The organism is Pseudomonas sp. B414 (genome assembly GCF_055408445.1).
On record NZ_JBUZTQ010000029.1, the window covers coordinates 26,896 to 49,099 of the forward strand.

Here is a 22,204-nt window from a genome sequence, read left to right on the forward strand (position 1 = left end):
TTATGCTCCATCACCGTCGAGGGTGATATGCAGGTTGCCCAGGTGATCGACCCGTACGCTGTTGCCGGGATGAACCACCACGGTGGTGCCTTCGTCCTCGATAATTGCCGGACCGCTGAAAGCCATCTGTGGTTCAAGCAGAGCGAAGTCGTAGATGGCTGACAGATGGATGCCGTCCATGGCGAAGTCCACCCGCCGTGTACCCTTGACGGCGGCAACGAGGGAACGCCCGCTAATGGGCAGAGCTTCAGGTTGTAACTTGCCGACCTGGGCAACAGCCTTCAGGTGAAAACCGACAATTTCCAGGGGGGCCTGCAAGCGATAGGTGTACAGCTGTTCGTAAAGTTCGTGAAAGCGTTGCTCGATGGCTGGCCAGTGGCTGGCGATGCATTCTTGGGTCGCGATGGGCACCTCTACCGAGTGCTCCTGATTCTGGTAGCGCAGCTTGCAGTAGAGCGTCAGCTCGACTTGCTCTGGATGGAGCCCTTCATCGCTGAACTGCTCATGGGCTGAACGCGCCAGCCCCTCCACAAACGCTTGGGTAGCGGCCAGGGAACCGGCGTGGCTGGTATCGACAAAGCGATTGATAAACAGGTCGCGGCGCAGGTCCGAGAGGGTCATGCCCCATGCCGAAAAAACCGAGGCATTGCGCGGGATGATGACTTTTTTGACCCCCAGTTCCTGCGCCAGGGCAACGGCGTGCAGAGCGCCACCACCGCCGAAGGCCATCAGACTCAGTTCCCGGGGGTCGTGACCGCGGCTCAGGGACACGAGCTTGAGCGCGTTGACCATATTGTCGTTGGCCAGGCGCACAATGCCCCGTGCAATGTCATCGCAGGGCATGTGCAAACGCTGGCTCAGGTGCTCAAACCCGCGCTCTACGGCGTCCATGTCGGCCATCAGTTCGCCTGCGCAAAAGTAGCCGGGGTTGATCCGCCCCAGAGCCAGGTTGGCGTCGGTGCTGGTGATCAACCGGCCGCCTTTGCCATAGGCGGCCGGGCCGGGCAGGGCGCCGGCAGATTGCGGGCCGACATGCAATTTGTTGAAGTCATCGACCCAGGCAATGGAACCGCCGCCGTTGCCGATCTCCACCAGATCCACCACCGGCACCATGATCGGGTAGCCGGCATCGACGCGGTTGCGTTCAATCCAGTAGTCGGTTTTGATTGCCACCTGGCCGTTGCGAATCAAGGCGCATTTTGCCGTGGTACCGCCTATGTCGAGCCCCAGCAGGTTGGGCTCATCGATCAGGCGACCCAACTCGGCGGCGGCCCAAAACCCGCTGGCGGGACCGGATTCAACCATGGTGATGGGGATTTTGCGGGCGTGGGCCACACTGTCCACGCCGCAGTTGGACTGCATGATGTAAAGCGGTGCGGTGTAGCCCCTGGCGCGTAAACCGGCATCCAGCTCATCCAGGTATCGCGCCGCGATGGGCTGTACATAGGCCGACAGTACCGTGGTACTGGAGCGCTCGTATTCGCGCCATTCGCGGGTAATCTGGTGCGAGGCCACGGCAGATACCCCGGGCCAGAGTCGCAGTACCTCAGTCAGTACTGCCTGTTCGTGTGCCGGATTGGCATAAGCGTGCAGTAAGCAAATGGCAACGGCCTCTACGCCATCGGTGCGAAAAGCATCGAGCATGTCGGGCAATGCAGACAGGTCCAGAGGTTCGCGCTCGCTGCCATCGGTGTGTAGCCGGCCAGGGATTTCGCCGCGCAGGTAACGGGGTACGAAAGGCGCTGGTTTGACCCATTTGAGGTTGAAGTAGTCCGGGCGGTTGGCCCGGGCAATCTCCAGAATGTCGCGAAACCCCCTGGTGGTGATCAAGGCGGTCTTGACCCCGCGCCGCTCGGTCAAAGCATTGATCACCACCGTGGTGCCATGGGCGAGAAAGTCGACCGTCTCAAGCGTCACATTGGCCTTGCGGATAACGTCAAGCACGCCCTGTGCAAAGTTGGGCGGCGTGGTGTCGACCTTGGCCGTACGAATGATTTGCTGACCGGTGTGCGGGTCACTTTCGAAGTACACCAGGTCGGTAAACGTTCCCCCGACATCGGTGGCAACGCGCACTGTTTTGTCGTCCATACCCACAGGGTATCTCCTGATCTGATTGTTCTTGTTTGGAATCAGGAGATGATCTGGCGCTCGACCCTCTGCACTGATAGCCACGATCCTAGAGTCGATGTGCAGGGCAAACCATGCAGCGGGCGGGTAGGTTGGCCCGGTTTGTTGGCATGACCTACCCGGTTGGGTAGGTTGGTGAGCTAGGGTTTGAGCAGCCCTTGCTGCAGAGCGGCGCTGATCGCCGCCGTGCGGTTGTCTACCGACAGTTGGGCGAAGATGTTTTTCAGGTGGAACTTCACCGTGTTCTCGGAAATATCCAGCGCCTGGGCAATGGCCTTGTTCGACTGGCCGCTGGCAAGCAGGGCCAACACCTGGGTTTGCTTGGCACTCAAGGGCATTTTTGGCCGTACCGGGTGCGCCCGCCAGCCGCGTAAACGGGTCAGGATGGCGGGCAGAACATGCGGGGCTTGCTCCAGGGCGGGCAGCAGCCAGGGCCCGACCTCCAGTAATAGCCCTGGCAGGTTCTGCTCAGCCACGGGCTCCAGAGCAAGCATAATGTCGTGTTCGCAGAGGGCAATTTCAGCCCTGCAGGCAGCTGCCAGGGCCATCAGTTGCAGGCGCCAGGCGGGTAACAACAGACCTTGCTCGCGCAGCAATGCGCCTTCACGTTGCAAGCGGTTGAACGCTGCCTGGGATGCTCCGCTAGCGATCTGCACGCGTGCCAGGGCCAAGGTTGCCGCTTCATGGCTACGCCAGTCCCGGGAGGGGCGCACACAACTTTGCAGGTCGGCGTTCAGTACTTCCTTGCGTGCCTGTGTCAGCCAGCCGCACTGCACCAGCAGATCAATTCGCCACGCACTAACCAGAAGGCCCAAACGCTCCCAGCCACGTGTGCTGGCGAGCGCAGCGGTGCGCTCCAGCTCCCGCAGTGCAGGCTGCAAGCCATGTGAACGCAGAGCCGTGCGCCATGTGACTTCGGCTGTTGCAGCGACCATATCCAGCCAGCCATCAGCGTGCTCCAGTGCGGCCCAGCCATCTAGCAGCCAGGGTGTTGACTCGGCCCAGTCACCCAGCCAATAGCAGTGCTGGGCTTTTGCGCAGCCGACCAGGGCTTTCAATGAGCTTTCGCCGCCAAAGTGGCTGTGCACGAAGGTCAATGTCTCATCGATCAGGTGCCTGGAGCCCGCCACCTTGCCCGAAAGCGCCATGGCCTGAGCTTCGTGAATCCGGCAATAGCTTTCGCCCCGAGGGCTGGCAACCAGACGCATTTTTACATGGGCTGCGCGCACCACTTGCAGCGCGGACTGCGGCTCGCCCCGGACCGTCAAGGCCAGTGATTCCACGCACCCCAATGTGGCCTTCACCAATGTGTCGATATCGTTCTCGCAATTAGGCAAGGCAATACTGGCGCTTTCAAAGTGATCGCAATAAGCATTCGACAGTACCCGAATAACGTGAAAATCGCGGATAAGTCGAGGATCTGCGTGCAAGGCGTTTTCTGCCAGGCGCAGCAGTTGGGTACAAGATTCATGCTCACCCTGTTTGGCATGCAGGTACGCCTGTAGCAGCAAGAGGTCGGGAGCACTGAGGCGTGTCTGTTCATCGAACAGCTGGATCAGGCTTTGCGCATAACGGATGCCGTGGCGCAGTACCAGCGCCCACCCTCCGGCACGTACCAGTAGATTGACTGCCAACTCAGTCTCCTTGGCCCTCAAGGCATGAGCGACTGCCTGTACCCAGTCAGTGCCCTGGCCCAGCCACTGGGCAGCGGCCCGATGGATATTGCGCGCCTGCTCCGTGTCGACCCTGGGCGCCAGAAAGTCGCGCAACATGCCGTGGTAGCGAAACCATTGACGCTCAGCATCCAGCGGGACGAGCAGGGCATCAAGGTGGCTCAGTTCCGTCAGCAGACGGGCACTGTCGTTACGCTCACGCACAGTGTCAGCCAGTTCGGCATTGAAGCGTTCCAGCAGCGAGGTCTGTATTAAAAAAGCCTGACATTCCACTGAAAGGCTGGCCAGAACCTGCTCTGCCAGATACTCCGCTGCATCGCCAACCCGTCCGGAAAATGTATTGAGCCCAAACAGGCAGCCTTCATTGCTGGCCCGCCACAGTCGCGCCAGTTGCACAGCCACGGCCCAGCCTTCAGTCGTGCGATGCAGTCCAAGCACTTGAGCCGCTTGCACATCAGTGCCCAGGATGCGCGTGGTTTCATCCAGAGAGAGCCTGAGCTCGCGCGCCGTCACTTGATGTATCCAGCCTTTGGCCTTCCAGCGGGCCAGCGGCCAGTCGGGGCGCATGCGGCTGGCCACCCCCCATTGCAGCCAGGGCGCGGCCTGTTCAACAAGGGTTTGTACGATGTGATCGACGTCAGGGCAGGCGGCGGTGTGATAGTCGTCAACCAGCAGCGTTATCGGGCGCCCGGTTTGTGCCAACGCCTGCAAAAGGGCAGTGATGGTGCGCTGCGGCTGGGTATCCAGGGAGTGTGATTCGGCTAGCCGGGACAAGTGGCCAAGCTCCAGCCCGGCACGTTGCAGTGCCAGAATCAGATAAGCCAGAAATCGGTTGGGCTCAGTGTCTGTGTTATCCAGCGACAGCCAGGCAACGACTGCCTGGTCAGACTGTGCCAACAGCTCCTGACGCCATTGCATCAACAAGGTTGTTTTGCCGTAACCGGCAGGTGCCACCAACAGTAACAAGGGTTTGCACCCATGAGTGCGCAGGGCGTCCAGTAACGTCTCGCGCCGAGTGGACGAAATGAGTGTTTTTGGCGGGGCCAGTTTGCCAATCCAGCACCATGTACTGGATAAAGTGTGCGAAGAATCGTTGCTCATGGCGATGCAACCGGTGCTCGAAACGGGAACTAGGATGTCTATCCCAGCAAACTCCAGGCCGCAGTGAACACTCGGTTTTGTGAGTTATTGTTGCATTGCCCCGTCTCTGCTCCTCAAACCCTGCTGCCCTGGCGGCATCAGCTCATCCATCAAACCGAACACCGTGTTTTTGACCGCACTGTTCAGCTCGGTCCATGCCAGCCCCGTGGTTGCCCGGTAGCCCCCCAACTCTAGCGGCCTGGAGATGACATTGGCAGGCAATGCACGTCCGGCATTGGCGGGCAGCAGGCCAACCCCCAGCCCGGCAGACACCAGCGCAAGCATGGTGGTGAACTCGCCCAGCTCCGTTGCGATGTGTAGCTGTGCGCCCTGGCGGTTGAACGCTTGCATCAGTTCATCGTAAAAACCGGGGGCGTAACGCCGGGCCAGGATAAACACCGGCAGTTGGCCCAGGTCAGTGGGGTGCAGGCGCTCGCAGGCCAGCAGCGGGTGATCGCCGGGCAGAGCGACAATAAAACTCTCCTGCAGCACTTCGCGGGTCTGGATGCCCGGGATGGCGGCGGGCAGGCGCATAAGGCCGAAATCGAGCTGGCCGTTTTTCAGTGCCGCAGCCTGATCCGGGCCGGGCATGTCCTTGAGCTCCAGTTCGATACGGGGGAAGCGCGCATGCAGCGAGCGGATTAGCGTGGGCAGCAGTTCGGGCAGTACCGAGGAGACAAAACCAATGCGTACCCGACCAATCTCCCCGCGCCCGCAAGCCCTGGCCACATCCGCCGCATGGGCCGACTGGTACAGCGTAGCCCGGGCTTCGGGGAGGAACAGAGTGCCCACTTCGGTCAGTGTCACCGAATGCCGGTTACGCTCGAACAGGCGCACCCCCAGTTCTTCTTCAAGCATCTTGATCTGCATGCTCAGGGCCGGTTGCACAATGGACAGCCGTTGCGCGGCACGACCGAAGTGCAGCTCTTCGGCCAGGGTCACAAATGATCGCAGGTGTTTGATTTCCACAGAGCACTCCAGGCTACGTAGCGACGTCAGGGCGGTGCTTATGGTAATGGATCCAGGATCATGGGGGACGCCTGGTTTGCGCTTTGCTCAGAAGGTTTTGCTGGCGCTGGCCAGCAAAGTTGCACCGCATACATCGTCGAAGCCGGTGTAGCTGGTGCATTCGTCCTTCGACAGGTCGGTATCGATATAGCTCAGCGCCCAGTCAATGCCGATCAGTTGGCGGCTGAGCTTGATTTCCCAGTCGTAGTAATCGGCCCGGCCCTTGCCGCTGTTGCTGAAAAACACCTCGTCCTTGTAGTCGACATATTCATAGCGCATCTCCAGCCCCAAATCGGCGGGCAGCACGGTGTGGTAGCCGATAAAAACCGTGGATAAATCCTCGTCTTTCTTGCCTTTGTGAAACTCGCCGTTTTCGTCCTCATAGTCGGGGCCTTTCATGTTGTTGACGTACTTGCCCCCGAGAAAAACGCCATATATGTCCAGCGTGGCCTGGATATCGCTCTGGTTGTAGCCGCTTTCACGGGGGAACTCGTAGCGGGTGTAGAAGGTGTCGAGGCTGATATTGTCGTTGATTTGCCAGAAATAGCCGGCGAAGTATTCGATCTCCTGCCGGGCTTTGGAGCCGTAGCCAAAGTTGACATTCGAAGTCCACAACCCGGCATACAAGCCGCTGGTGTGGTTGAGGGTGATTGCCAGTTGTGCGGCGGGGTCGCCGAGGGTTTGCGATAGACCGTTGGCCCGGTAGTCACTGACCAGGGTGGGTGTGATCAGCAGCTGGAAGTCATCGCTAAGCTCCAGCGCCTGGACGCTGAGCAGGGGTGTCAGGGCCAGGCCCGTGAGGATGCAGGCAGACAATGCTTTCATATCAGTTCTCTTGTTTTTATAAGGCGCTATGAGCAAAGTTTTGTGGACTGCCCCGGAGCCGGGGCGGTCAGGCCAGTCAGGCGTCAGGCGCGTACACCTGCTTGCCGGCGAAGAAGGTCTTGAGCACTTGGGTTTCTGACAGGGCCTGGTCATCGACGCTGAACACATCACGATCCAGGATGATCAGGTCAGCCTGCTTGCCGGGTGCCAGCGAGCCTATTTGCTCATCTAGCCCCAAAGTTTTCGCGGCATTGCTGGTGTAGGCGTAAAACATGCTCTGGCGGTCAAGGCTTTCCTTGGCATTGAGCACGCCCAAGGGGCCTTTACGGGTGGCAGCCTGGGCGATCGCATGCCACGGGTTGGGGCTGGAAACCGGCCAGTCGCTGGCACCCGCGATCACCGCACCGGCATCCTTGAGTGACTTGGCCGGGTACTGATAGCCGTAGGCGAAGGCGCTGATATACGGCTTGACCAGGTCGACGGTGTAGCTCTCTTCGGTGGCCCACAGCAGTTGCATGGAGGCCACCACGCCCAGTTGCGCAAAGCGCGGGAACTCCTTGGGGTTGACCAGTTGCAGGTGGCTGATGCTGTGGGTCACTGGCGCCGGGCTGAGTTTGCGTGCGTATTCAAAACCGTTGAGTGACTCACGCACCGCGCGGTCACCGACCGCGTGGATATGCACGATCCAGTCGCGTTTTTCGGCGGCGACTACCAGCTCGCCAAAATGCGCCGGGTCGATCAGCAATTCGCCGTTTTTGTTGTTGTTCTTGTACGGCACGATCACCGCAGCGGTTTGCCCCGGGTATTCCAGGACGCCGTCGGCAAACACCTTGATCCCGGGGAACGTCAGATTGGGCACGCCTTCGAACTGTTTCATCACCTTGGCCAGCACTTCAAGGTCGGCGGGTTTGCTTTTTGAGTTGGTCAGCAGCAGTGCCGCAACATGGGCCGAGAGTTCGCCGTTTTCGGCCAGTTTACGGTACAGCGGCAGCACGCCGACGCTTTGTTCGGTGGCGCTGAAGTCAAACACCGAGTCGGAATGGCCCGCGTTGGAGGCGGCGTCCATCCAGCCCGTTACGCCGAACTGGTTGTTGATTTTCACCGCTTCGCGGGCAGCCTTGAGCATCACCTCGGCACTCGGTGGCGGGACCTGGCCGCGCACCTGATCCCACATCGACTCGGCCACAAAACCGGTGGGGGTGAAGTCAGCCTCATGACCGATATAGCCGCGCTCCTTGGTGGGCAGTTTTTTAACCGTCGTGGCATCGATCCCGATGCGTTTGAGCATGGCGTTGTTGGCCCAGCCGGTATGACCGTCGATGCCGTTCAGCACCAATGGCTTGTCAGCCCAGCGGCCCTGGTTGAAGCGTTTGCCCAGTTCCCGGGCCTGTTCCCAATAGGCCGAGCTGGCCCCGGCGATATTGACGACACCGCCTTCGCCGGTGTTGCCGGACTGTTCCTGGTCGATGATCCATTGCTCCAGTTCGGGCAGGGGCATTTCTTCATCGAGCAGATTGGCGCCCAGGCTGGCTAAACCTGCAAGCACCGGGTGGCTGTGAGTATCGATCATGCCGGGCATCAGTACCTTGCCCGCCAGATCGATGCGTTGGGTATTGGTATCGGCCAGGGCATTGACCTCGGCATCGCTGCCCACCTTGATGATCTTGCCGTTTTCGACGGCTACGGCCTTTACCAGTGGCTGGCCGGGTACGCCGGTAAACACCTTGCCATTGGTGAGTACCAGATCGGCTGCGGCCATGGCCTGCAGGGCGGGCAAGGCAAACAGGGCTGCCAGCAGGCAGGGGGTAAATCGCTTCATTTGAACGTCCTTTTTTCTTATTGTTGGCACATGTGGGTATTACTGATAGATCGCGGCGCTTGTATCGCGAGCAAGCCCGCTCCCACAGGGTTTTTTGTCAGGCATCAGTGTCCTGCTATTTCCTTGAGCCGATACCAGAGCATCCCCAGTGCCAATAAAGGCGAGCGCAGATGCTTACCGCCCGGGAATGTCATATGTGGCACCCTGGCGAACAGATCAAAGCCCTGGCTGTGCTCAAGGCTGATGGCTTGCGCAACCAGCCGCGCGGCCATATGGGTGGTGTTGATGCCATGCCCGGCGTAGGCCTGGGCATAAAACACGTTAGGGTGAGCCTGCAAACGGCCAATCTGTGGCAACCGGTTGGCGCCGATGCCGATCATTCCGCTCCATTGAAAATCGATGCGCTTACCTGCCAGCTGCGGGAACACGTCCAGCATCTTGGGGCGCATATAAGCGGCGATATCCCTGGGCGTGCGCCCGGAGTAGTGACAGGCGCCGCCAAACAGCAAGCGTCGGTCAGCCGACAGGCGATAGTAATCAAGCCCCACCCGCTGATCGCACAGCGCCCGGTTTTCGGGGATCAGGCTGTGCGCCAGTTCCTCGCTCAAAGGCTCGGTGGCGATCACATAGCTGCCAGCGGGCAGTACCTTGCCGCTGAGGGCCGGCTCCAGATCGCCGAGATGGGCATTGCCGGCGAGCACCAGGGTCTTGGCGAGCACCACGCCATTGGCCGTGTTCACGCGAACCTGGCGGCCATAGTCGATGCGTAGCGCCGCACTGTTCTGGTAAATCCGCACGCCCAGTTGCTGCGCAACCCTGGCTTCACCCAGGGCCAGATTGAGCGGGTGCAAATGCCCCGAGCCTTCATCGATCAGCCCGCCCAGATAGCGATCCGAGGCGACAACGCGTTGCATATCGGCGCGCTCGACCAGTTCGACCTTGTGCCGATAGCCCAATCGTTGCAGTGAGGCTTGTTCGGCAATCAGGTTTTCAACATGGCGCGGGGTGTTGGCCAACTCGCAAAACCCCCAGCGCAGATCGCAATCAATGCCGTGCTTTTCGATGCGTTGGCGTACCAGATCCACCGCGTCCAGGCCCAGTTTCTCCAAGACCTGGACGCCTTCGCGGCCGATGGTTTTTGCGTGGGCGTCAAGGTCATGGCCGACCCCGCGAATCAACTGGCCGCCATTGCGCCCGGTGGCGCCCCAGGCGATTTGCTGCGCTTCGAGCACAATCACCGAATGGCCGCGCTCAGCCAGCTCGATGGCGGTATTGAGCCCGGTAAAACCCGCGCCAATGACGCATACGTCCGCCTGCACCTGACCTGCAAGGGGCGGGCAGTCGAGTTGCTGATTGCGCGTGGCGCTGTAGTAGGTGTGCGGTAAAGACATCATGGACGTCATAAAAACTGCCTGTGTAAGTGTCGGGCAACCAGTGCTGCCCGGCGCGGGATTAACGACCTGACTTGAACTTGTTCCACGAACGGGTCATCCAGCGCATCAGGTCAGGTGGCAGCTCGGAAGATACATAGAGCTTGGCCTGCACCGACTCGGGAGGATAAATCGACGGGTTATGGGTGATCTCCTCCTTCATCACCGCCGTGGCCTGGGTGTTGGCGTTGGCGTAGCCCACGTACTCGCTGATATCGGCAATCACCTCAGGCTTGAGCAGGTAGTTGATAAAGGCATGGGCCTGCTCGGGATTCTTGGCGTCGGCCGGGATGGTCAGCATGTCGAACCATAAATTGCCGCCTTCCTTGGGCACCACATAGGCCACATTGACGCCGTTGCCGGCTTCTTTGGCGCGATTGATCGCCTGATACACATCGCCGGAGTAGCCGAAGGCAATGCAAATATCGCCGTTGGCCAGGTCGGTCACGTATTTGGAGGAGTGGAAGTAGCTGATATAGGGGCGCAGCGGTTCGAGTTTTTTCTCGGCGACCTTGTAGTCCTTGAGCTCCAGGCTGCGCGGGTTAAGGCCCAGGTAGTTGAGCATCGAGGGCATGATTTCGTCGGCCGAATCCATAAAGGCCACGCCGCAGCTTTTCAGCTTTTTGAGGTTTTCCGGCTCGAACAGCACACTCCAGGAGTCGATCTTGTCGATGCCCAGTACCTGCTTGACCTTGTCGACGTTGTAGCCGATGCCGTTGGTACCCCACAGGTAAGGCACTGCGTATTGATTGCCGGGGTCGTTGGCTTGCAGTCGTTCGAGCAGAACCGGATCGAGGTTTTTCCAGTTGGGGATCTGCGACTTGTCGAGCTTCTGGAACACCCCGGCCTTGATCTGCCGCCCCAGAAAGTGGTTGCTGGGCACTACCACGTCATAGCCGGTGCGCCCGGCCAGCAGCTTGCCTTCCAGGGTTTCATTGGAGTCGAACACGTCGTAGACCGGCTTGATGCCCGTGTCGCGCTGAAAGTTCAGCAGAGTGTCTTCAGCGATGTAGTCGGTCCAGTTGTAGACATTTACCACCCCTTGCGCCGAGGCCTGGCCCGCGAGGGCGAAGAGGGTGGTGAGCAACAGTTTCCTGGCGATAGGTTTCATCCATATGTCCTTTGTTTGGGCTCATTTTGGAATGCGTTGAGCGCTACACGCTAAACAGCAGGAACTCCCGTTCCCAGGAGCTGATGACCTGTTTGTAGTTCTCATGTTCGACCCGTTTGACCGCCACAAAGCCCTTGGTAAAGCGCTCGCCCAAGTACTTCTTGGCCATGTCCGATTGCTCCATGCATTCCAGCGCCGCCTCCAGGGTCAGCGGCAGGCGCAGGTTGCGCCGTTCGTAACCACGGCCGACCACCGCTGCGCTTGGCTCGATACCCTCGACCATCCCGGCGTAACCGCACAGCAGGCTGGCGGCCAGGGCCAGATAAGGGTTGGCATCGGCACCGGCGAGGCGGTTCTCAACCCGGCGGTTCTGCGGGTCGGAGTCCGGCACGCGCAGGCCCACGGTGCGGTTTTCTTCGCCCCATTCCACGTTGACCGGCGCCGAGGTGTCGGGCAGGAAACGGCGGAACGAGTTCACATTGGGAGCGAACAGCGGCAGGGTTTCGGGGATGTATTTTTGCAGGCCGCCGATATGGTGCATAAACAGCTGGCTCATGCTGCCATCGGGGTTGGAGAACACCGACTTGCCGGTCTCCAGGTCCACCACGCTCTGGTGCACATGCATTGCGCTGCCGGGCTCCCCGGTCATCGGCTTGGCCATAAAGGTGGCGCTGACATCATGTTTGAGCGCGGCTTCGCGCAGGGTGCGCTTGAAGATGATGATCTGGTCGGCCAGGGACAGCGCCGCGCCGTGACGGAAGTTGATCTCCATCTGCGCCGTGCCTTCTTCGTGGATCAGGGTGTCCAGATCCAGCCCCTGGGCTTCGCTCCAGTCGTACATGTCTTCAAACAACGGGTCGAATTCGTTGGTGGCTTCGATCGAGTACGACTGGCGCCCGGTTTCCTGGCGCCCGGAGCGACCCACCGGCGGCTTCAACGGGTAGTCCGGGTCGGGGCTGCGCTGGGTCAGGTAGAACTCCATTTCAGGGGCGACAATCGGCTTCCAGCCACGGGCGGTGTACAGGCTCAGGACCTTTTTCAGCAGGTTGCGCGGCGACAGCTCGATCGCATTGCCCTGTTTGTCATAGGTGTCGTGGATCACCTGGGCGGTGGGTTCGGTTGCCCAGGGCACGATAAACACTGCGTCCTGATCCGGGCGGCAGTGCATGTCGATATCCGCCGCGTCCAGCAGTTCGTAGTAGATATCGTCTTCTACGTAATCGCCGGTCACTGTCTGCAACAAGACACTCTCAGGCAGGCGCATGCCTTGCTCGTTGAGAAACTTGTTGGTGGGAGAGATTTTGCCCCGGGCGATGCCGCTCAGATCAGAGATCAGGCACTCGACTTCAGTGATGTTGTTTTCTTTGAGCCAGTGGCTCAGCCGATCCAGATTGCCTTTCATAACGCCTCTTGCAGGGAAATGCCCGAGCGCCCCCTGGCGACCCGGTTCCGTGTTGTGAGGTGATAGTGCAAGCGTGGACGGCGGGCTTCTATCCGATTTGCGCTTTATTGGGTGCCCTGTTTTGGTGCGTTATCGGCTGCGCAGCAGGGTGCAACTGGGCAATTCGCCGAACAGTGAGCGGTAGGTTTCGGAGAAGCGGCCCAGGTGCCAGAACGACCAGCGCATGGCGATTTCTGCCACGGTGGTTTCGGCAGGGGACAGGCGCAGCAAGTCGCGGCGGGCAAAATTAAGTCGGCGCAAGCGTTGCCACTGGCTGGGCGACACCCCGGTAAACGTGGTGAAACTGTGCTGCAACTGACGCACCGAGACCCCGGCGGCATTGGCCAGTTGCAGCACGTTGAAGTGTTCTTGCGGGGCGGTCATAACCAGATCGAACACACGCTGGATCAGACGGCGGTCATGGGCCAGGTGTTTTTGCTGGCTGTAGTCGAGGGTCTGGCGCGGGCAGTCGAGGATATACAGGCAGTCGTCGAGCAGTTGCTGGGCCAGGCTTTCGTCGGGCAGGGGCGAATCATCGACGGCCAGTTGCTGCAAGGTGGTGCTTAACCAGCGGCCAAAAATGCGGCTTTGCTGGGACACCAGCGGGGTAAGGAACAGGCCGTCGAGGTTGCTCAGGTTTTCCAGTTGCTTGAGGTAGCGGGGGCCGATGACGACTGAGACTTCCTGGTAGTTTTCCGGGGTGATCCAGGTGTTCTGGGTGTCTTCGTTGAGCAAATAGAGCGAGCCGTTTTGCGTGTCAAAACTGAATACCAGCGAGGCAGCGGGGGCATGAAAATGCTGCTCGATGCGGGTGTTCATCTGCTCCTCAAACACCTCGATGCCGTTGAGTTGCAGGTGTACCACCTTACCCTGGAAGTAACCGGCCGACATTTGCTGGTAGTGTTCCTGCCAGCCGGCAATCACCAGTTGCTGATCCACGTCCGCAGTGTTGTGCGATTGAATCTGCATGGTTTGCTTCCTCTGGCGGGGCGATTTTTATACTTATTGTTTCAGCGCACCCTAGCAGTGTGAAAAAAACCGCGCAAGGTGAGGGTGGAGGTTGGACAATGGCTCTTTTTTGCCTTGCAGGAGAGCTTTATGAGCAATCACGACATCACCTTTATCCCGGATCCTGATGCTGACTCCATCTCGTCCGATGTGACCGGTTTCGGTGGTTTGCTGGTTTCCACCCAGATCCCGACCCGTGCCGATGGCAGCCTGGAGTTGGGCGGGATTGTCGAGCAGAGCGAGTGCACCTTGCAGGCGCTCAAGCTGGCGCTGGAGAAAGCGGGTAGCTCGATGGACCGGGTGTTGCACCTGACCATTTATCTGACCGATATGGCAGATCGGGCGGCGTTCAATGAAGTGTACAAGCGATTTTTTGCCAAGCCCTGGCCGGTGCGCGCGGCTGTTGGGGTAGCGGCGTTGGCGGTGGAGGGGATGCGGGTTGAAGTGACGGCGATGGCGGCCAAGGGCTGATAATCGGGTTTTTTGGCAATATATCCGGGATTGGTGTTGTCGATTGACCTGCTGTGCAGAGCCGAAACGAAGCCTGCCGAAGGTACGAGGCTGCGTTCGGCAACTGCTACATGGTTTTGCGCGATTACGTCTTATAGGGGCTGCAACCACCACTCAGTAATTACTGAGTGGTATTTGAGCCATCGGCGTTGCACCTCCTCCTGTCTATGGGAGCGAGCAATCGTAAGGGCAGAACCCAATCCCGGTTGATTACAGAGCACCACGGTGCATCAACCGGTAAACCGCCGGGATCACAAATAACGATATCAAGGGCGCGGTAATCATCCCCCCGACCATCGGCGCGGCGATGCGGCTCATCACTTCGCTGCCGGTTCCGCTGCCCAGCAGGATGGGCAGCAACCCGGCAATGATCACGGCCACGGTCATGGCCTTGGGGCGAACCCGCTGCACCGCACCCTCGCCAATGGCCGCCAGCAACCCGCGCTCGCTGTTGTCACCCGTTGCCTGGCGTTCGGCCCAGGCGTTTTTCAGGTACAGCAGCATGATCACGCCAAACTCCGCCGACACCCCCGCCAGCGCAATAAAACCCACCCCGGTGGCGACCGACAGGTTGTACCCCAGCAGATACACCAACCATGCCCCGCCAGTCAGCGCGAAGGGCAGAGTGGCCATGATCAGCAGAGCCTCGTCGAATCGGCCAAAGGTCAGGTACAGCAATACGAAGACAATCAGCAGGGTGGCCGGCACCACCAGCTTGAGCCGGGCATTGGCCCTTTGCAAAAACTCGAATTGCCCCGAGTAGCTCAGACTCATGCCGGGTTGCAGGGTGACCTGCTCACTGACTGCCCGGCGAAGATCAGCCACCACCGAAGCAATGTCGCGGCCACGTACGTCGATATATACCCACCCCGAAGGCCGGGCGTTTTCGCTTTTGAGCATCGGCGGGCCGTCGCTGATCCTGAGCTTCGCCACCGTTCCCAGGGTGATCTGGCTGCCGAGCGGGGTGTAGATCGGCAATTGCTCCAGGGCGCCCAGCGAGTCACGCCACTCTCGGGGATAGCGAAGGTTGATCGGGAACCGGGCCAACCCGTCGATGGTTTCGCCGACATTCTCGCCTCCAATGGCACCGGCCACGATGGCCTGCACATCGCTGATATTCAGGCCATAGCGGGCGGCAGCCGGACGGTCGATATCGACGTCGATATAGCGGCCACCGGTCAATCGCTCGGCCAGTGCCGAGCTGACGCCGGGCACGCCCTTGGCTACGCGTTCCACGGCCTGGGTCACCGTATCGATTTGCTTGAGGTTGCTGCCCGCCACTTTCACTCCGACAGGGCTTTTGATGCCGGTCGCGAGCATGTCGATACGGTTGCGAATCGGCGGGATCCAGATGTTGGTCAGGCCGGGCACACGTACCACACGGTCGAGTTCTTCCACCAATTTTTCCGGGGTCATGCCGGGGCGCCATTGGTCATGGGGCTTGAACTGGATAGTGGTTTCGAACATCTCCAGCGGCGCCGGGTCGGTCGCGGTTTCGGCTCGCCCGGCCTTGCCGGAGACGTGTTCAACTTCAGGTACGGTCTTGATCAGGCGGTCAGTCTGTTGCAGCAGTTGCGCGGCTTTTTGCACCGACAGACCCGGCAGCGCCGAGGGCATGTACAGCAGATCGCCTTCGTCCAGCGGCGGCAGGAATTCACCGCCCAGGCGGGAGATGGGCCACAGCGCACTGAGGAATATCAGCAGCGCCACCACCAGGGTGATTTTGGGGCGACGCAGTACAGCATTCAGGGCTGGCTGGTAGAGGCTGATCAGCCAGCGGTTCAGCGGGTTCTGTTGCTCAATGGGGATGCGCCCGCGTATCCAGTAGCCCATCAGCACCGGCACCAGGGTCACGGATAGCCCGGCCGCAGCAGCCATCGAGTAGGTCTTGGTGTAGGCCAGCGGGGCAAACAGTCGTCCTTCCTGGGCCTGCAGGGTGAACACCGGGATAAAGGACAGGGTGATGATCAGCAGGCAAAAGAACAGTGCCGGGCCGACTTCTACTGCCGCTTGAGTGATCACCTGCCAATGCCGCTCGCCCTTGAGTTGCTCCCCGGGGTTGGCCGTGTGCCAGGCCTCGATTTTTTTGTGGGCGTTTTCGATCATCACCACGGCGGCATCGACCATTGCGCCGATGGCGATTGCAATGCCGCCCAGGGACATGATATTGGCGTTGAGGCCCTGATAACGCATGACGATAAAGGCCATCAGCACCCCCACCGGCAGCGAGATGATCGCCACCAGCGATGAGCGCAAGTGCCAGAGGAAGATCCCGCACACCAGGGCCACGACGAGAAACTCCTCCAGCAGTTTGTGGCTGAGGTTCTCCACGGCGCGGTCAATCAGCTTGCTGCGGTCGTAGGTGGTGACGACTTCCACACCTGCGGGCAGGCTTTTTTTCAGTTCCTCGAGTTTGCTTTTGACTGCCGCGATGGTTTCGCGAGCGTTTTTGCCGCTGCGCAGAATCACCACACCGCCAACGCTTTCGCCTTCGCCGTCGAGTTCGCTGATGCCGCGGCGCAGTTCCGGGCCAATTTGAATCGTCGCCACATCGCCAAGGGTCACCGGCACACCACCGCCAGCGAGCTTGAGTGGTATTGCGCGAAAGTCGTCGAGGGTCTTCAGGTAGCCGGAAGCACGCACCATATACTCGCTCTCGGCCATTTCCAGTACGGCGCCGCCGGTTTCCTGATTGGCCTTGCCGATGGCGGCGCTGACCTCGGCCTGGGTGATGCCCAGACTGGCGAGCTTCAGCGGGTCGAGCTGCACCTGATACTGCTTGACCATGCCGCCTACGGTTGCCACTTCGGCAACGTTGGGCAGGGTCTTGAGTTCGAACTTGAGGAACCAGTCCTGCAGTGCGCGCAGTTGCGCCAGGTCATGTTGGCCGCTGCGATCGACGAGGGCGTACTGATAAATCCAGCCCACGCCCGTGGCATCCGGGCCTAGTGCGGGCCTGGCGCTGGCAGGCAGGCGGCTTTGTACCTGACTCAAGTATTCCAGCACCCGTGAGCGCGCCCAGTACAGGTCGGTGCCGTCTTCAAACAGCACATACACAAAGCTGTCGCCGAAAAAGGAGTAGCCGCGCACGGTCTTGGCGCCCGGCACCGAGAGCATGGTGGTGGCCAGTGGGTAGGTCACCTGATTCTCTACGATTTGCGGCGCCTGCCCCGCGTAGGGAGTGCGAATAATGACCTGGACATCGGAGAGATCGGGCAGGGCATCGATGGGGGTGTTTTGCACCGACCAGATGCCCCAGGCAGTGATAAACAGGGTTGCCAGCAGCACCAGAATGCGGTTGCTTACGGACCAGCGGATAAGGGCGGCGATCATTGCTGTGGCTCCATGCTCATGCCCATAGCGGGCATCACGCCTTTGAGGCTGGCCTCGGAATCCAGCAGGAATTGAGCGGACGCAACCACCTTCTGGCCTTCTTGCAGGCCTTGCACAATCACCGTCCTGGCGGCGTTTTCCTGACCGGTTTGTACCTCCACCGGGCGATAGTGGCCACCGTCTTCAGCGAGCATCACCAAGGTTCGTCGGCCAGTGCGAATCAGTGCTTCGCTCGGCACCCACAGCAGCGGTTGCGCACTGGCGTGGTTGAGTCGCACCTGGGCGCTCAGGCCCGGTCGCAGGCGGCCGTCCGGGTTGGGCAGTTCGACCCGCACGCTCAGGGTGCGCGAATCGGCGCGGGTCTCGGGCAAGATCGCGCTGACCGTGCCCGTAAGCAGCGTCCCGGGGAAGGCGGGCAGGCGCGCTTCGACGGCCTGGCCCTCGGTGATCGCCCCGGCTTGCGCCTCGGGTACGGCCACGGCCAGCCACACCGTGCCCAGGCCGTTGACCCGGGCCAGGGTCTCGCCTGCTGCCACGGTCATGCCTGCCCGTATATTCAAATCTTGCAGCACACCGCCAATGGGGCTGGTGAGGGTGAAAGTCGGGTACACCCTGGCGTCACGTTCCACTTTGGCGATCAGGCTTGCGGGCATGCCTGTAAGGCGCAGGCGCTGGCGGGCGGCAGCCAGCAGTTGCCTGTCGCCAATACGTTTGAGCGCCAGAAACTCGGTTTGCGCAGCAGCCCACCCAGGTACCAGAAGATCTGCCAGGGGGGCATTGGGCGCAAGTACATCGCCGGGTGCACGGGCATAGACCCGCTCGACAAAGCCCGGGCTACGGGCCTGAATCACCGCGACGTCGCGCTCGTTGAATGCCAGCACTCCACTGGCATCGATGCTGCTCTCGAAGACCCCGCGGGTGACGGTGGCCACCCGCAAGCCGAGGTTCTGGGTCATGCCGGGGTCGATGCTGATGCTCGCCTGATCGCCCTTGTCATCGGTGTACTGCGGGACCAGTTGCATATCCATAAAGGGCGACTTGCCCGGCTGGTCGAATTTTTGCTGCGGGAACATGGGGTCATACCAGTACAGGGCCTTGCGTTCTGCCGGGGTATTTTGGTTCTGTGCAGCAGGCGTGCCTTGAGCAAGCCAGTAACCGCCGCCCACGCTCAATGCCATCGCGATGGCAACCAGCACTGCGCCTTTGACGTGTTGGATATTCATTGGCCGGTTTCTCCATAAGCGAAATGCAATCGCGCAGCGGTCAGCGCCCGCTGCTCCTGTACGTCGATCTGTTTGAGTCGGGTTTCAATCAGTTCACGGCGGGCGACTACCACTGCGCTCAAGTCGCCGCTGCCTGCGCGGTAGCTGGCCATGCTCAGATCGAGCTTTTCCCTGGCCAGCGGCAACAGGTTTTGCTCAACCCGCAGTACGGAGCGGTCAAGCCGCTGGTAGTCGGCCAGCTGGTTTTCCAGTTGTTCGGTGTGCTCCCGTGACAGGGCTTCGCGTTCGTCTTCAAGCTGGCTGACCTGCGCTTGCCTGGCGGCAATTTTCGGGTTTTGCCGGGTGCCGGGAAACAGCGGCAAGTCCCAGGACAGTTGCACGCTGAGCATGTCCCCGAACTGACGGTCACGGTGCTGGTAATCCAGCTCCCAGCTCCAGTCCGACTTTTTCTCGGACTCGGCTTCACGCACTTTGGCCTGCGCTTCGCGGGTCATTGGCGCAAAGGCAGCCAGCTCGGGGTGGTTATGCAGGTTATGGGCGTATAGGGAGGTATTTACGGGCCATGCAGGCAGGTTTCCCGTCGGTGTGTCGCTGGCGGCAGGGCCGATCCAGCGCTTGAGGGCGGCGCGGGCCTGGGCCCGCTGCACAACCAGATCGTCCTGCTGCTCGGCCAGTTGTGCCGCTTCCTGCTTGGGCGTTACGGCATCGGCGGGTTGCGCGCTGCCACCGGCAATGCGCGCACGGACGGTATCGCTGAAGAGGCGGTTTTCCTTGTAGAAGTCCTGAAACAACGCGTCCTTGCGCTCAATCGAGTAGCTGCGGATCCAGGCCAGTGCAGTGGCCTGGCGCACGTTAAGGCGCTCGACCTTGCGCTCGGCGGTGGCCCGTTCCACGGCCGCATCGGCGACCTCGATCCGCGCCTTGCGTTTGTCGCTGTTGGGCATGTCCTGGCGTACGCCGACCATCTGCATGGTCATAAAGTCCCGGTTGACGCTAAAACGCTCCGGCCCGTCCACGGGGTAGTTCTGCAGCCCCAGCAACAGCTTGGGATCGGGCAGTTCGCCTGCCGGGATGGCGGCATTGCTGGCCGCCCGGATATTTTCGTCTTGGGCGCTCAGCGACGGCGCATTGTTTTCAGCCAGGCGCAATGCCTCTTCGAGGGTCAATGCGCTGGCGAAGCCCGGCCATGCAAGCATGCTCGCCGCCAGGCCAGCCGCGAGGGGCCAGCGTTTGCAGTTCATGGTCACGATTCCTGTGATCGTCCACTGCGCGGGTCAAAAGACAGGCGCGCAGATAAGCCATCCCGCTAAAACGGAATGAAGTTCAATGTGGAGAAAGGAATCAGGCGCGAGGCGGGCGCCATACCCCGCAAGGGGCTTGCTCAGGGGCGAAATCGGCGGGAGAGGGGCGTGTAACGGGGCTGGACAAGGTCACGCCAGGCTTGATCACCGACACCTGCAGCATGCCCCCGGTCTTGCATTCCTGGCCCGGCTTGCAAGGCTTGCCGTGTTCGGAGGGGCTTTTTGCATCGTTGCAGCAGTCCATGCCCATGTCGTCCATCATGGTCATCCCCGACATTTTCATCGGGCAAGCTTCTGCGGCTGCCTGCACCCCCGCCATCCCGCTGAGGGGAAGCGCCAGGCTAAGCATGAGAATGAGGCAAAAGCGCAGGTAGCGTTTCATGGGGTGGATATCAACTGATCAGCATTAACCCAAGATTAGCGTAGCCGGTAAATCTGTATGCCAGCCTTCCTTGGCGGGCACGCAGGTTTACTTTTGCTGCGACGACAAAGGCGGCGTTCGCGGTGGAATCACACGCTTGGACCCCGTCGCCTCGAACGCCGACGCAAAGCGCAACAGCGCCGAGTCGTCATAGGCACGCCCGGCAAAGGTCAGCCCCACCGGCATGCCGATATCGGCCATCAGGCCCATTGGCACGGTGACAGTTGGAACCCCCAAATGGCGGATGGCCAGATTACCGTTGGCCACCCACACGCCGTTGCTCCAGGCGATATCTGCCGACAGCGGATTTATATCGGCATCGGCCGGGCCTACATCGGCTACGGTCGGGAACAGCACGGCATCCAGGCCCAGGCGGTCCATCCAGTCTTCCAGATCGATACGACGGGTTTGTTCCAGGCCACGCAGGCCGTCGGGCACAGTGCTGATCTGATCCCACGGGGTAATCCCGCGCTGGGCCATGCGCACGTATTCATCCATGCCCGCCGCCAGTTCGTCTTCACGGTTGGGCAGGGTGCCCGGGTCGTGGGGGAAAATCAGCGAGCCATCGACGTCGGCCAGGCGGTTGAGTTTTGGGTCATCGTTGGCGCGCAGGAAGTCATCAAACGCCCAGGCTGACAGCTCCCAGAGTTCGTCATGCAGGAATTCCTTCGACACCAGCCCGCGGGTAAACACGGTCGGTGCGCCTGGACGGTCACCCTCGCAGTTGGAGACCAGCGGGAAGTCCACTTCGATCACTTCACCGCCCTGGGCTTCGATGGCCTGGCGTGCGGCTTGCCACAGATCGATCACCGAGGCGCGGGTGATAATGCGCTGCCCGGTGGGTCCGCCAATACCCGGTGCTTCAGCGGTGCCCGCTTCAGGGTCGGCATTGATATACATACGCGGCACACCAAAGCGCTTGCCGGCCAGGGCATCGCTGCCGACTTTGAGTTCTGCATACGAGGCCGGACGCACCGAAGCCACGCTCGGGATCGGCACCCAGGGTTGCAAGCGCCACAGGTCACCACGGGTGTCGGGGTCTTGCGCCACCACCACATCAAGCACTTCCAGCAGATCGGCCATGGTGCGGGCAAACGGCACCACTACATCCATGGTCGGGGTCAGCGGCCAGTTGCCGCGTACCGAAATCACCCCGCGCGATGGCGTGTAGGCACACAGACCATTATTGGAGGCCGGGCCGCGCCCGCTGGACCAGGTTTCTTCCGCCAGGCCGAAGGCCGAGAAGCTGGCCGCCGTGGCCGTGCCTGCACCGTTAGAGGAGCCGGAGGCGAAAGGTGCCGTCAGGTAGTCGGCGTTGTACGGGCTTTCGGCGCGACCATAAACTCCGCGCTGCATACCGCCATTGGCCATGGGCGGCATATTGGTCTTGCCCAGGCAGATGGCTCCGGCGCCGCGCAGGCGTTCGATGGTGAAGGCATCGCGATAGGCAACAAGATCCTTGAAGGCCGGGCTGCCTGACGCGGCAGTCAAGCCCTTGACCAGATAACTGTCCTTGGCGGTATAGGGGATGCCGTCCAGCGGGCCGAGGGTCTGGCCCTTGGCGCGGCGGGCATCGGAGGCTTGCGCCTCACTCAGCACTTGTGGGTTACGCACGATCACCGCGTTGAGCGCAGTGGGCGTGTTAGCGGTGTCGTAGGCGTCGATCCGTGCCAGATACGCCTGCACCAGCTCGACCGCCGTGGTTTGGCCAGATTCAAGCGCCGCGCGCAGTTGGGCTATGGAAACCTCGGTCACTTCAATCATGGGCTTACCGCTGGTGGCTGATGGGGAGGTCGCAGAGCTTATCGAATGTGCAGCCCCCTCAGCCAGCCCA

Annotated in this window: 15 protein-coding genes; 1 reads left to right on the forward strand and 14 read right to left on the reverse strand. The window is 60.8% G+C overall.

Going from position 1 to position 22,204, the window contains the following annotated elements; translation table 11 throughout:
* The 9 genes from ACZRMH_RS20185 to ACZRMH_RS20225 all read right to left on the reverse strand — a co-directional run bounded on the left by ACZRMH_RS20185 (position 1) and on the right by ACZRMH_RS20225 (position 13,543).
* A complete protein-coding gene (locus ACZRMH_RS20185) occupies positions 1–2,088 on the reverse strand; it encodes a hydantoinase/oxoprolinase family protein (RefSeq protein ID WP_464014938.1) in 2,088 nt (695 codons plus the stop codon).
* Positions 2,089–2,267: 179 nt separating this feature from the next.
* Complete coding sequence (locus ACZRMH_RS20190; protein ID WP_464014939.1) at positions 2,268–4,901, reverse strand: LuxR C-terminal-related transcriptional regulator; 2,634 nt, start codon at positions 4,899–4,901, stop codon at positions 2,268–2,270.
* Between the two features lie 84 nt (positions 4,902–4,985).
* Complete coding sequence (locus ACZRMH_RS20195) at positions 4,986–5,909, reverse strand: LysR family transcriptional regulator (protein ID WP_464014940.1); 924 nt, start codon at positions 5,907–5,909, stop codon at positions 4,986–4,988.
* Positions 5,910–5,996: 87 nt separating this feature from the next.
* Positions 5,997–6,773 (reverse strand): TorF family putative porin, encoded by a 777-nt coding sequence (locus tag ACZRMH_RS20200; RefSeq protein ID WP_464014941.1) that lies wholly within the window; start codon positions 6,771–6,773, stop codon positions 5,997–5,999.
* 76 nt (positions 6,774–6,849) lie between these two features.
* On the reverse strand, positions 6,850–8,592 hold the full coding sequence (locus ACZRMH_RS20205) for an amidohydrolase (RefSeq protein WP_464014942.1): 1,743 nt from the start codon (positions 8,590–8,592) through the stop codon (positions 6,850–6,852).
* 104 nt (positions 8,593–8,696) lie between these two features.
* Positions 8,697–9,995, reverse strand: coding sequence for an NAD(P)/FAD-dependent oxidoreductase (locus tag ACZRMH_RS20210; RefSeq protein WP_464014943.1), 1,299 nt, complete (start codon positions 9,993–9,995; stop codon positions 8,697–8,699).
* 49 nt (positions 9,996–10,044) lie between these two features.
* Complete coding sequence (locus ACZRMH_RS20215; RefSeq protein ID WP_464014944.1) at positions 10,045–11,133, reverse strand: polyamine ABC transporter substrate-binding protein; 1,089 nt, start codon at positions 11,131–11,133, stop codon at positions 10,045–10,047.
* A 43-nt stretch (positions 11,134–11,176) separates the two neighbouring features.
* A complete protein-coding gene (locus tag ACZRMH_RS20220) occupies positions 11,177–12,535 on the reverse strand; it encodes a glutamine synthetase family protein (protein ID WP_464014945.1) in 1,359 nt (452 codons plus the stop codon).
* Between the two features lie 129 nt (positions 12,536–12,664).
* Entirely contained in the window at positions 12,665–13,543 is an 879-nt protein-coding gene (locus ACZRMH_RS20225; protein WP_464014946.1) for a helix-turn-helix domain-containing protein, read from the reverse strand.
* 129 nt (positions 13,544–13,672) lie between these two features.
* Here ACZRMH_RS20225 and ACZRMH_RS20230 point away from each other — a divergent pair, with 129 nt between their 5' ends.
* On the forward strand, positions 13,673–14,053 hold the full coding sequence (locus ACZRMH_RS20230; protein ID WP_464014947.1) for a RidA family protein: 381 nt from the start codon (positions 13,673–13,675) through the stop codon (positions 14,051–14,053).
* Between the two features lie 249 nt (positions 14,054–14,302).
* On the opposite strand, the gene ACZRMH_RS20235 is transcribed toward ACZRMH_RS20230, so the two are convergent.
* The 5 genes from ACZRMH_RS20235 to ACZRMH_RS20255 all read right to left on the reverse strand — a co-directional run bounded on the left by ACZRMH_RS20235 (position 14,303) and on the right by ACZRMH_RS20255 (position 22,134).
* The gene (locus tag ACZRMH_RS20235; protein ID WP_464014948.1) at positions 14,303–17,425 is read right to left on the reverse strand and encodes an efflux RND transporter permease subunit; all 3,123 of its coding nucleotides are present in this window, start codon (positions 17,423–17,425) and stop codon (positions 14,303–14,305) included.
* Positions 17,422–18,648, reverse strand: coding sequence for an efflux RND transporter periplasmic adaptor subunit (locus ACZRMH_RS20240; protein WP_464014949.1), 1,227 nt, complete (start codon positions 18,646–18,648; stop codon positions 17,422–17,424). Before ACZRMH_RS20240 ends, ACZRMH_RS20235 begins: the two co-directional genes overlap by 4 nt.
* On the reverse strand, positions 18,645–19,889 hold the full coding sequence (locus ACZRMH_RS20245) for a TolC family protein (protein WP_464014950.1): 1,245 nt from the start codon (positions 19,887–19,889) through the stop codon (positions 18,645–18,647). Before ACZRMH_RS20245 ends, ACZRMH_RS20240 begins: the two co-directional genes overlap by 4 nt.
* Before the next feature lie 100 nt (positions 19,890–19,989).
* Positions 19,990–20,331, reverse strand: coding sequence for a hypothetical protein (locus tag ACZRMH_RS20250; protein WP_464014951.1), 342 nt, complete (start codon positions 20,329–20,331; stop codon positions 19,990–19,992).
* An 87-nt stretch (positions 20,332–20,418) separates the two neighbouring features.
* Positions 20,419–22,134 carry an amidase gene (locus ACZRMH_RS20255; RefSeq protein WP_464014952.1) on the reverse strand — a complete coding sequence of 572 codons (1,716 nt, stop codon included), beginning with the start codon at positions 22,132–22,134 and terminating at the stop codon, positions 20,419–20,421.
* Positions 22,135–22,204: the final 70 nt, after the last annotated feature.